Genomic DNA, 11,761 nt, shown 5'->3' with positions numbered 1-11,761 from the left:
GCCGGGCTGGGCAAGGGCCTGGGATTCCGCCCCGGGCCCTTGGTTTTTCACCGCGGCGCGGCGCGCCGCCACAAGACGATTGCACCCCGATGACGCTCACCACTCTTTCGCCCAGCTCCGCCCTTTGGGCGCGCCGGCTGGCCGCCTGTCTGCTGGCGGCCGCGCTCGCCGGCTGCCTGGGCGACAATCAGGACCAAGCCGGCCAACCGGGCAACGGCAATTCCAATCAAACCAAGCCGCCGGCCACGCTGCGCTGCGCGCCCTGAACCCGGATAGCCCGCCATGACCGACACTCCCGTTTCCGCTTCCCGCCGCCAGTTCATCAAGCGCGGCAGCGCGCTGGCCGCCAGTTCCTTGACCTTGTCCCTGCTGCCGGCGTCCATCCAGCGCGCGCTGGCCATTCCCGCCAACAACCGCACCGGCACCCTTCAGGATGTCGAGCACATCGTGATCCTGACCCAGGAAAACCGCGCCTTCGACCATTACTTCGGCAGCCTGGCCGGGGTGCGCGGCTTTGGCGACCGCTTCCCGCTGCCGCTGGCCGACAGCGCCTTGCTCAAGCGCAAGACCGTCTGGTATCAGACCAATCAGGGGAACAGCGCCACGCCGCCGCGAGTGGTGGCGCCGTTCCACCTCAACACCGCCCAGACTTTCGCCTATATGCGGGTGGAAGGCACGCCGCATGTGTGGTCGGACGCGCAATACGCCTGGGGCAAGGGCGTGATGAACGCCTGGCCCACCTATAAGCAGAACCACGCCATGGGCTACTTCAAGGAGACGGACCTGCCGTTCCAGTACGCGCTGGCCAACGCCTTCACCCTGTGCGACGCCTATCACTGCGCGTTTCAGGGCGGCACCAACCCCAATCGCGTGTTCCTGTGGTGCGGCGGCAACGATCCCTTGCAGAAGGGCAAGGGCCCGGTGATCGCCAACGCCTACGACTCCGTCGATTACAACCCCAAGGGCGGCTACACCTTCAGCACCTACGCCGAGCGGCTGGAAGCGGCCGGCGTGAGCTGGAAGATTTACCAGGACATGGCCGACAACTTCACCGACAACCCGGTGGCCGGCTTCCGCAGCTTCCGCGCCGCCTACTTCGGCGAGGCCGGCGCCAAGCCCGCGCTCAAGAGCAAGGGCTTGTCCACCTGGACGCTGGACGATCTGCGTCAGGACGTGTTGGCCAACCGGCTGCCCCAGGTCAGCTACATCGTCGCCACCGCCGACGGTTCCGAGCATCCCGGCCCGTCCAGCCCGGCGCAGGGCGCCGATTACACCGCCCGCGTGCTGGACGCGCTGACCGCCAATCCCGAGGTGTGGAGCAAGACGGTTTTCCTGGTCAATTTCGACGAAAACGACGGCTTTTTCGACCATCTGCCGCCGCCGGCCGCGCCCAGTTATCTGAGCTGGGACGCGGACCCGGCCAAAGCGGTGCTGGCCGGCGCATCCACCGTGGCCACCGATGGCGAATACCATCATCTGCGCAGCAGCGAAACCGGCAATGAGCGCGCCGACCTGATCCACGTGCCTTACGGGCCGGGGCCGCGGGTGCCGATGTACGTGATCTCGCCGTGGAGCCGCGGCGGGTGGGTCAACTCCCAGGTGTTCGACCACACCTCGGTGATCCGCTTCATCGAACAGCGCTTCGGCGTCAAGGAGCCCAATATCACCGCCTGGCGGCGCGCGGTGTGCGGCGATCTGCTGTCCTGTTTCGACTTCGTCAACCCCAACGCCGAGCTGCCCAAGCTGCCGGCCACCGCCGCGCTGGCGGCGCGGGCGCGCGCCTTGCCCGGCCGCACCAAGCCCAACGCGCCGGCCTTGCCGGAACTGCCGGTCCAGGCCGTCGGCCTGCGCCGCTCGCGCGCCTTGCCCTACGAGCTGCACGCCAGCGCGCGGGTGGACGGCAACGCCGGCGCCGTGGAATTGATCTTCGCCAACAGCGGAAAGGCGGCGGCGGTGTTCCACGTGTACGACCGTCGCCATCTGGACGCGCCGCCGCGCCGCTACGCGGTGGAGGCCGGCAAGCAGCTGTCCGGGCTGTGGCGGGTCAATTACGACGCCAACCTTTACGATTTGTGGGTGCTGGGCCCCAACGGCTTTCATCGCCACTTCAGCGGCGACGCCGGCCAACTGGGCCGCGTGAGCAAGGCGCAGCCGGAGATCCAGGTCTGTTACGACCCGGCCGCCGGCGACGTTTATCTGAAGCTGCACAATAGCGGCCGCGAAAACTGCGAGTTCCTGGTGCGCGCCAACGCCTATGCCAAGACCGACCCGCAGCGCGTCACCGTGGGGCCGCAGGGCGAGGCGGTGTTGAACTGGCCGTTGAAAGACAGTCACGGCTGGTACGACGTCAGCGTCAGCGCGCCGGTGTTCCCCGGCTTCAGCCGCCGCTTCGCCGGCCGGGTGGAAACCGGCCGCGACGGTTATAGCGATCCGGCGATGGGCGGCGCGGCGCAGGGCGAGCAGTGGGCCACGTCCTGAGCCGGCCGGTCTTGCCGGTTTAAAACGGGCGGCGCCGACGGCGCCGCTTTTTTAATGGCCCGGCGTGCCCAGGCGCTCGAACCGCATCACCCTGGCCGGTGGCAGATTGCGCCAGACCAGTTGGCTGTCGCGCAGCGCAAAACCCGCGCCCAGCCAGTCCGCCGACGCCTGCAAGGCGTAGCTGAATTGCAGCAGCGCGCCGCCGGCCGGCAATACGCGACGCCATTGTTCGACGATGGCCAAGGCTTCCGCCCGCGGCAGGGAGCGCAGCGGCAGGCTGGAGACGACGGCGTCTATCGCCGCGTGCTCCGGCAATAAGGCCGCCAGCCGCGCGGCGTCGCCCTGTATCACCTGAACCGAGGGGAAACGCTGCCGCAGATGCCGGGCAAAGGCCGGAGAGCGTTCGACCACCCGCAAGCGCTCGCGGCTCAGTCCTTGCGCCAGCAAGGCCTGGGTAATGGCGCCGGTGCCGCCGCCCAGCTCGATCACCAAACCGGTGCCGGATATCGGCGTCTGGGCGGCCATGCACTGCGCCAGGCGCTTGGAACTGGGCCAGACCGCGCCCACCCGGCCGGGCCGGTTTATCCATTCGCGAAGAAACAGGCGGGGAGAGCGGGCGGTCAAATGGGCCCGGCAGACGGCGGGCGCGTTCAGCGCTTTGGCGCAAATGGGGCAAAAGGCGGGGAGGTTTCGAGTGGATCAGGGCTGCGCATGGGACTTTCTCCGGTTTGACATGCTGGTTTGTCCTGGAGAAGCCATGCTAGAAAACAATGCTTAAGCGCAGCTGAAGCGCCGCGATGATTGTCGCATCGCGGCGCTTTGGGGTTTAACAACCGTTCACGATCTCGCTAGCCGTGCACAGCTTCCTAGAAGAAGCCCAGCGGCTTGCCGTCAAAGCTCACCAACAGATTCTTGGTCTGCTGATAGTGATCCAGCGCGCGCTTGTGGGTTTCGCGGCCGATGCCGGACTTTTTGTAACCGCCGAAGGCCGCGTGCGCCGGGTAGAGATGGTAGCAGTTGGTCCAGACCCGGCCGGCCTTGATCGCGCGGCCGACGCGGTAAGCGCGGTTGATGTCGCGGGTCCACACCCCGGCGCCCAGGCCGAACTCGGTGTCGTTGGCGATGGCGACGGCTTCGGCCTCGTCCTTGAAGGTGGCGATGCTGACCACCGGCCCGAAGATCTCCTCCTGGAACACCCGCATCTTGTTATTGCCCTTCAACAAGGTGGGCTGGATGTAATAACCCTGCGCCAGGCCGCCCTCCAGCGGTTCCAGCTTGCCGCCGCTCAGCACCTCGGCGCCTTCCTGGCGCGCGATGTCCAGATAGGACAGGATTTTGTCGAACTGCTGCTGCGAGGCCTGGGCGCCCACCATGGTGTCGGTGTCCAGCGGATCGCCGCGCTTGATCGCCTTCACCTTCTTCAGCACCTCGGCCATGAAGGCCGGATAGATGGATTCCTGCACCAAGGCGCGGGACGGGCAGGTGCAGACTTCGCCCTGATTGAAGAAGGCGAGCACCAGGCCTTCGGCGGCCTTCTCGATGAAGGACGGTTCCGCCTGCATGATGTCTTCAAAGAAGATGTTGGGCGATTTGCCGCCCAGCTCCACAGTGGACGGGATGATGTTATCCGCCGCGCATTGCAGGATGTGACGGCCCACCGGGGTGGAGCCGGTGAAGGCGATCTTGGCGATGCGCTTGCTGGTGGCCAGCGCCTGGCCGGCCTCCTTGCCGAAGCCGTGGACCACGTTGATCACGCCCGGCGGCAGCAGATCGCCTATCACTTCCATCAGCACGGAAATGCCCAGCGGCGTTTGTTCCGCCGGTTTCAGCACCACGCAGTTGCCGGCGGCCAGCGCCGGCGCCAGCTTCCACGCCGCCATCAGGATGGGGAAGTTCCACGGGATGATCTGGCCCACCACGCCCAGCGGCTCGTGGATGTGATAGGCCATGGTGTTGTGATCGATTTCCGCCGCCGTGCCTTCCTGGGCGCGGATGCAGCCGGCGAAATAGCGGAAATGATCGGCCGCCAGCGGGATGTCGGCGTTCAGCGTCTCGCGCACCGGCTTGCCGTTGTCCCAGGTTTCGGTGACGGCCAGCACCTCCAGATTGGCTTCGATGCGGTCGGCGATCTGCAGCAGCAGATAGGAACGTTGTTGCGCCGAGGTCTGGCCCCAGGCGTCGGCGGCCGCATGGGCGGCGTCCAGCGCTTTGTCGATGTCGGCGGCGTCGGAGCGCGGAAATTCGGCGATGGGCTGGCCGTTCACCGGCGAGGTGGTGGTGAAATGCTGGCCGTGGACCGGGGGCGTGAACTCGCCGCCGATATAGTTGCCGTAGCGGGGCTTGAAGGCGATCAACGCGCCGGGCGTGCCGGGGTGAGCGTAACGCATGGTGTTTCTCCTGTTGTGGATAGACCGCTTGCCGCGCAAGCTTGGGCGCGCAGCAGGGCATTGTAGAATGCGATGCGTCGGTTCGGGCGTGTCACCTGTCCTATTGGCCGTGTCGTTCAAAGACGGCGGCGCCATCGCCGCCGGCCCGTCTTGTCGGGCCGGATCTGGCGATGGCGGGTTGGGAAACGATTCAGTCCGCCGCGCGTCGTGAAGCGTGGCGCGCAGAGTTGAAGGCAAGGCATCAGCCGTAGCCGCGCTGTTTCAGCGCCAGATAGAGCATGGCCGCGTTGATGGCGTCGTTGAGCGCGTCGTGGCGCGGCGGCGCGGGCATGTCCAGATCCCGGCAGATGCTGGCCAGCCGCAAATCGATGTGGGCGTCCGGGTTTTGCCGCAGCTTGTAGTCGTAATAGCGGCCGGAAATCTCGATGCGTCGCTGCGGCAGCGGCACGCCCAGCCAGGGACGGACGTAGCGGTTGAGTACGGCCAGGTCGTATTCCAGGTAATAGCCGAGCAGCGGCCGGCCGCCGATGAAGTCCAGCAGCAGACGCACGGCGTCCCGGGCCGCCAAGCCCTGGCTGACGTCGATGGGCCGCAGGCCGTGGATGCGCACATTGTCCGACTGCGGCGCGCGCTCCGGCCGCACCAAGAGATAGAGCGCCTCGCTGGCGAGGATGCGGTTGCCGCGCAGCTTGACCGCGCCTATGGACAGCAGCTCGGCTTCCGCCGGATTCAGACTGGTGGTTTCGCAGTCCAGGCTGACCAGTTCGTCCGGGTGTTCGCTATACATGCCGGCGTAGGCCGGGTCGCGCAGCCGGCGGCGTTGCCATTGGCGCAGCAGGGCGGACAGCATCAGAAACTGCCCAGCCGGTAATGGTGGCGCAACTGCGTCTTGAATCGTTTGACCACGCCCAGCGCGTCTTTGAGCAGGTCCCGTTCCAGCGAGGACAATTTGTCCGGCTCCAGCAGATTGTCGGCCGCCTTGCCGGCGCTCATCCGTTCCAGCCCTTGCTCCAGTCTCAGTTGCATCAGATAGGACAGCGCCTCGCCCGCGTCCTCGGCCAGGCCTCGCTCCAGCCGTCCCTGGGCCGCCAGCGCCTGCAGTCTTTGCTGTGAATTGTTCTCGCTCACCCCGTACTCCAGCGCCAGCGCGCGGATGCCGTGCACCAGCGGGAAGATGCCGCCTTTTTTCAAGTCCAGCGCCGCCCGGCCGTCGCGTTCGCGGGTTTGCAGATGGGAGAACAGACCCAAGGGAGTGTCGAATTGTTCGATGGCGCGAGCGAAGCGAGAGAAGAAGCCGGCGTCGTCGCGCAAGGTGGCGCGCAGATAGTTTTGCGCGTCTTCCAGCAGCGCGGCGTCGCCGCAGACGGCTTCCGCGTCCACGAAGATGGCCAGCCGCATCAAGGCGTCTCCGTCCGGGCTGTGCACCCAGCGGTGCAGGCGGTCGCGCAGCTCGGCGCCGCTGAAGCGCCAATCCGGGTGGCTGAGCATGATGTTGCCAGGACAGGGCGGGTAGCCGAAGCGGGACAGCGCGGCGGAAAAGGCCTGGCAGCTGGCTTCCAGTTGCGGCCAGGGCGCGCCGTCGCGCAGCAGCAGCGCGTTGTCCTGATCGGTTTTGAGTATCTGTTCGCCGCGGCCTTCCGAACCCAGTACCAGCAGGCAGCTGTTGGCCGCCAGCTCCGGCGGCGCGATCAGCCGCCAGGCGCGGGCGAACAGGCGGGCGTTGAGGCTTTGCACCAGCCGGCCCAGCTGCAGCGCCTTGATGCCGTGGCCGGACAGGATGCGCACCAGCCGCGGGATCTGCTCCGCCACTTCCGTCAGCTCGTCCAGCGTGGCCGCGCGCTCCAGCCGCTGCGCGATCAAGTGGGAGTGATTGGAAAAATAGGACAGCACGTCCACCTGGGCCAGCATGGCCACCGGCTCGCCGCGCTCGGTCACCACCAGGCGCCGCAAATTGCGCCGCGTCATCAGCAATAGGGCGTTGAACAGGAAGTCGTCTATGTCTATGGTCAGCAGCTCGTACTGGCAGTATTCCGCCGCCGGCGCGTCCGAAGGCACGCCGTTCAGCACGATGTCGCGAAAGTCCGTGGTGGTGAGGATGCCCAGCCGCCCGTCGCCGCGCAGCAGCACGGACTTGGATTTGTGTTCCTTCATCGCCGCCGCCGCGTCGCGCAGGCTGGCGCCGTCGTCCACGAACACCGGCTGGCGTCCGCCTGCGTCGCGCACGGTGGCCGCCAGCAGGGTTTGCAGTTCGCGCTGGCCGGCGCCTTGCGCCAGCCGGCCCAGCTTTTCCGACACACTGGCGTAAAAGTAGGCGCCGAAGCGCGGGTTGCTCTCGGTCAGCGCCAGCACTTCGGCGCGCGGCAGGCTGTAGAGCAGCGCTTCCTCCTGGACGATGAAGCGGTGGCGAGTCTGGCCGGCGGCGGTGGCGCGGGCGTCGAAGCCGTCCTGCGCCCGGTACAGCGTGACGACCTCGTCGCCGGCCATTTCCCTGACCACGCCTTTGATCACCACGTACAGGGCGGTGACCGGCGCGTCCGGCGCCAGCACGGTTTGCTCGTCGGCGTAGAACAGGATGTCGGCGCAAGCCTCCAGCCTCAGGCGTTCGTCTGGGCTCAGGGCGTCGAATGGGGCGTGGCTGAAGTCGAATCGCTGCATGGCGGGCTTCGCGGAACAAGACATTGCCGCCAGCATAACACCGGCGGCAAGGGCTTGTCGGCGGGCGCTCAGCCCGGCAGGTGTTGCAGCAGCGGAGAGCCGTCGCGGAACAGCAGCAGCTCGCCGGGGACGAGCGGCGTCCAGCTTTCGTTGTCCGTCAGCGGCTGGGTGGCGATCACCGCCACGCGGTCATGCGGGGTGGTGACCGAGGCGAAATCCACGCTGACGTCGTCGTCCACCAGGTGAGCGGTGTTGAACGGCGCCTGGCGGATGATGTAGTGCAGATGGGTGGAGCAGTGGGCGAACAGCGCCTCGCCGTTGCTCAGCATGAAGTTGAACACGCCGTGGCTGGAGATCTCCGCCGCCAGCCGCGCCACTTCGGCGAACAAATCGTCCAGCTGAGGTTGCTGGCACCATTTGGCGCGCAGCCGTTCCATCAGGTGGCAGAAGGCCCGCTCGGAGTCGGTGCTGCCCACCGGGTTGTAATGGCAGCCGGCCTCGGGCTGGAAGTTTTCCAGGTTGCCGTTGTGGGCGAAGATCCAGTAACGGCCCCACATCTCGCGCATGAAGGGGTGGGTGTTGGCCAGATTGACTTCGCCCTGGGTGGCCTTGCGGATGTGGGCGATCACGTTTTCCGATTTGATCGGATAGTTGCGCACCAGATTGGCCACCGGCGATTCCACCGACGGTTTGTCGTCCAGGAAGATGCGGCAGCCCTTGCTCTCGAAAAAGGCGATGCCCCAGCCGTCGGCGTGGTGGTCGGTCTGGCCGCCGCGGCGGTGAAAGCCTTCAAAGGAGAACAGGATATCGGTTGGGGTATTGCAATTCATGCCCAGTAACTGGCACATGGTTTCTGATTCCACGGTAAAGAGGTTGTCATGGCCGGCCCGCGCCGGCTGCGGTTTTGTTACAGAGCTTAGGCGATAAGCGGGGCCGCGGCAATCCCGCCGCGCCGGCCGTGGAGCCCGGGCGCGGCGGGAAAAGCGAAGCTCAGGCCGTCGAACGGACGAGGCCGCGCAGCTTGGCCCAGCCGCCCTGGCTCAGGCTGACGCCGAGCAGGATCAGGCCGCCGCCCAGCCAGTGGTAATCATGAATGGTTTCGCCCAGCAGCGCGCTGGCGATCACGGCGGTGAACAAGGGCAGCAAATTCATGAAGATGGCGGTGCGCTCGCTGCCCAGGCCCTGAATGCCGCGCATCCACAGATAGGGGGCCAGCACCGAGGAGGCGATGCCGGCGAAGGCGACCAGGCCCACGCCTTGCGGCGGCACCGCCAGGCTGTCCGCGCTCAGCGCCACCGGCACCAGCATCAACACCGCCAGCAGCACCTGGATGTAAAGATTGGTCCAGCTGCCGAAGGGCGGCGCCCAGCGGCGCAGCAGAATGCCGTACAGCGCGTAGGAGAGCGAACCCACCAGCATCAGCGCGTCGCCGCGGTTGACGCCGCCGCTGAGCAGATCCAGCGGCCGCCCCTGGCCCAGCAGATAGAGCACGCCCAGCAAGGACACCGCCACGCCGAACAGCGCGTGAGCGCCCACCGGCTGGCGGAAGGCGACGGCGTTCAGCGCCAGGCCCAGCAAGGGGATCAAGGCGCAGATCACGCCCATATTGGTGGCGCTGGTGCTGTGCGCGGCGTAATAAGCCAGGCATTGGTACATCACCATGCCGAGCGCGGCCAATACGGCGAAGCGGCCCAGCCAGGGGCGGATGGCCCGCCATTGGCGCAGCGCCGGCCGCAGGCTCAAGGGAGTGAGAATCAGCGCGGCCAGCAGCCAGCGGTAGAAGGAGATGGCGGCGGGGTCCAGCGCCTGGGCCGCGGCCTTGGACACCACGGTGTTGGCGGACCAGATCAGCACGGCCAGCATGGGAAACAATGAATACATGGGATGGCTCCGGATGCGGCTTTCGTCCGATCGGGCGGGCGAGAGCACAGAAAAGCATTGACAGTGCGCAGTGTAGCGCTGTCTGATTCAATGCATATAACGCAAACCAGACAAGACGATAGCGGGAAACCGACAAATTGGACTATTCCGAACTGGACCAGGGCTTGCCGGCGCCGGCGCCCATCCATCTGCGCTACGACCAGCTGACGCCGCAGACCGAGTTCTCGCCGCACAGCCATCCCTGGGGGCAGTTGAACTGCATCAGCCTGGGGGTGATCGAGTTGAGCCTGATCGAGCCCGGCCAGGCCGAACGCGCGCTGGCGGCGCCGGCGGAGTTTCTGATCTGGGTGCCGGCCGGGGTGCGCCACTCCGCCTCGGTGCGCCAGGCGATGCGCTACACCTCGGTCTACGTCGGCGCGGAGGAAGCCGCCGGGCTGCCCGCCCACCCTTGCCTGATTCCGCAAACGCCCTTGCTGCGCGCGCTGCTGGATGACTTCTGCCAGCGCGGCGTTACCGCGATCCGGGACCCGTGGGACCGGCGTCAGGCCGAGCTGCTGCTGGCGCGGCTGGCCCAGGCCGGCCACCAGGACAGCTATCTGCCGGACAGCCGTCATCGTCAGCTGGCGCCCATTCTGGCCGCCATCCGCGACAATCCGGCCGACGCGGCCACGCTGGCGCAGTGGGCGCGGCGCGTGCACGGCACCGAGCGCACGCTGGCGCGCCATTTTCAACGCGAGCTGGGCATGAGCTTTGTCCAGTGGCGCAACCGGGTGCGGCTGCTGCGGGCCCTGGCCTGGCTGCGCGAGGGGCGGGCGGTGCAGGACATCGCCGCCGACCTGGGCTACGGCACCGCTTCCGCCTTTATCGCCATGTTCAACAAGCAGTTGGGCTATTCCCCGGAGCGCTACCGGCGCTTGCTGACCGACGGCGCGCCTTGAGGGAGCTTGTTGCCCGTTTGGCATTGCGGCACACTGGAATGATTGTCAATCATAGAACCAGCCTTCTACGCCCCAAGCCATGAGCAAGAAAATCAAACAACTGGCCCGCCAATTGGGCGACGGCTGGAAGCTGCGCCGCCGCTTGCGGCAGGCCAGCGCGCTGAATTTCGCCTTCTCCGAGCGCATAGACTTTTTGAACGGACAACACTGGGATCAGCTGGCGGCCCGGCACGGGCTGCTGATGTCCCGCGATTACTGGCGCGCGCTGGAGCGGTCCGGGCTCGCCCATTTCGAAGTGCGCTACGCGCTGGCCTATCGCGACGGCGAGCCGGTGGCGGCGGTGGCGATGCAGCTGTTGGAAGTCAGCCTGGAAACCATGCAGGCCCATCCCGGGCCGCGGCCGGAAGGCTCGCTGCGCGCGGCGCTGGCGCAAAACCTCAAGCCCAAGCTGCGGCAACGGCTGCTGGTCTGCGGCAATATGCTCAGCTACGGCCTGGACGGCGCGGCCTTCGCCGCCGATCTGGACCCGCAGACCCGCTGGCAGGCGGTGGCGGAGATTCTCTACCGCATCCGCCGCGCGGAGAAGCTGAACGGCCAGATCGACTTCGTGCTGGTCAAGGACATGGACGAAACGGCGCGGGAAGACAGCCGGGCGCTGGGCAAGCTCAGCTACAGCACCCTGGAGACGGAGCCCAATATGGTGTTGCCGCTGGCCGAGGACTGGCGCGTTTACGACGACTACCTGGCCGGCATGACCTCCAAATACCGCAGCGCCATCCGCCAGCAGATCTTCAAGCCCGTGGAAGCCTCCGGCTGCGAGATCGGCGTGATGACGCCGGAACAGGTGGACGCGCAGGCGGAGCGGATGCAAGCGCTTTACCTGGCGGTGCAAGACAATGCCACGCTGCGGCCGGTGACGGTGAGCGCCGACTACTGGCGGCGGATGGCGGCGCTGGGGCCGGAGCGGGCGGAACTGCGCGGCTTGTGGCGGAACGGCGCGTTGCTGGGCTTCCTGCTGGTCTTGAAAGACGGCGCGGAAGTCACCGCCGCGCAGATAGGCTTCGACCGCGCCGCGGCCAAGGAGCTGCCGCTTTACCTGCGCCTGCTGCACACGGCGATCGAGTCGGCCTTGGCCGCCGGCGGACGGCGGGTGATCTTCGGCCGCACCGCGCTGGAGCCCAAGGCGAGGATGGGCTGCCAGCCAGTGCCCACCTCGCTGTGGATACGCCATCGCCAGCCTGTGCTCAATTCGCTGATCCGCAGCAGCTTCGGCATCGTCCAGCACGAAGACGCGCCGACGATCAATCCCTTCAAAAAATAATGGCCTAGCCCTTCGCGCCGCGCGGCGGGGAGGGCGTGTGCATCTTGGTCGCGGAAAGGACCTGATATGACTCAAACGGCGAGCGCCGCCGCGGCACCCGC

General features: G+C 66.8%; 10 protein-coding genes. 4 read left to right on the top strand and 6 right to left on the bottom strand.

Features of this window, described 5'->3' with window-relative positions; genetic code table 11:
- Positions 1–89 precede the first annotated feature (89 nt).
- Together HQN78_RS06865 and HQN78_RS06860 are read left to right on the top strand one after the other, a co-directional pair.
- Entirely contained in the window at positions 90–266 is a 177-nt protein-coding gene (locus tag HQN78_RS06865; RefSeq protein ID WP_158274261.1) for a hypothetical protein, read from the top strand.
- 16 nt (positions 267–282) lie between these two features.
- A complete protein-coding gene (locus HQN78_RS06860) occupies positions 283–2,478 on the top strand; it encodes a phosphocholine-specific phospholipase C (RefSeq protein ID WP_235088709.1) in 2,196 nt (731 codons plus the stop codon).
- Between the two features lie 51 nt (positions 2,479–2,529).
- Here the strand turns inward: HQN78_RS06860 and HQN78_RS06855 are convergent, their stop codons facing one another.
- The 6 genes from HQN78_RS06855 to HQN78_RS06830 form a co-directional block, all read right to left on the bottom strand.
- Positions 2,530–3,003, bottom strand: a complete 474-nt coding sequence (locus tag HQN78_RS06855; protein ID WP_235088708.1) for a class I SAM-dependent methyltransferase — start codon at positions 3,001–3,003, stop codon at positions 2,530–2,532.
- 341 nt (positions 3,004–3,344) lie between these two features.
- Positions 3,345–4,865 (bottom strand): aldehyde dehydrogenase family protein, encoded by a 1,521-nt coding sequence (locus HQN78_RS06850; RefSeq protein WP_235088707.1) that lies wholly within the window; start codon positions 4,863–4,865, stop codon positions 3,345–3,347.
- Between the two features lie 241 nt (positions 4,866–5,106).
- Positions 5,107–5,715 (bottom strand): 3'-5' exonuclease, encoded by a 609-nt coding sequence (locus tag HQN78_RS06845; protein WP_235088706.1) that lies wholly within the window; start codon positions 5,713–5,715, stop codon positions 5,107–5,109.
- Positions 5,715–7,520 (bottom strand): putative nucleotidyltransferase substrate binding domain-containing protein, encoded by a 1,806-nt coding sequence (locus HQN78_RS06840; protein WP_235088704.1) that lies wholly within the window; start codon positions 7,518–7,520, stop codon positions 5,715–5,717. The genes HQN78_RS06845 and HQN78_RS06840 overlap by 1 nt, the downstream gene beginning before the upstream one ends.
- A 68-nt stretch (positions 7,521–7,588) precedes the next feature.
- Positions 7,589–8,368 (bottom strand): class II glutamine amidotransferase, encoded by a 780-nt coding sequence (locus HQN78_RS06835; RefSeq protein WP_107798984.1) that lies wholly within the window; start codon positions 8,366–8,368, stop codon positions 7,589–7,591.
- A 142-nt stretch (positions 8,369–8,510) separates the two neighbouring features.
- A complete protein-coding gene (locus HQN78_RS06830; protein ID WP_107798985.1) occupies positions 8,511–9,401 on the bottom strand; it encodes a DMT family transporter in 891 nt (296 codons plus the stop codon).
- A 137-nt stretch (positions 9,402–9,538) separates the two neighbouring features.
- On the opposite strand from HQN78_RS06830, the gene HQN78_RS06825 reads away from it, so the two are divergent.
- Both HQN78_RS06825 and HQN78_RS06820 read left to right on the top strand, forming a co-directional pair.
- Positions 9,539–10,339 carry a helix-turn-helix domain-containing protein gene (locus tag HQN78_RS06825; RefSeq protein WP_235088703.1) on the top strand — a complete coding sequence of 267 codons (801 nt, stop codon included), beginning with the start codon at positions 9,539–9,541 and terminating at the stop codon, positions 10,337–10,339.
- 79 nt (positions 10,340–10,418) lie between these two features.
- Positions 10,419–11,660: a GNAT family N-acetyltransferase gene (locus tag HQN78_RS06820; RefSeq protein ID WP_235088702.1), complete on the top strand. Its 1,242-nt coding sequence runs from the start codon at positions 10,419–10,421 to the stop codon at positions 11,658–11,660.
- Positions 11,661–11,761 lie beyond the last annotated feature (101 nt).

Source organism: Chromobacterium sp. Beijing, from assembly GCF_021496765.1.
Classification (GTDB): domain Bacteria; phylum Pseudomonadota; class Gammaproteobacteria; order Burkholderiales; family Chromobacteriaceae; genus Chromobacterium.
This window is presented reverse-complemented; position numbering and strand designations above follow the sequence as displayed.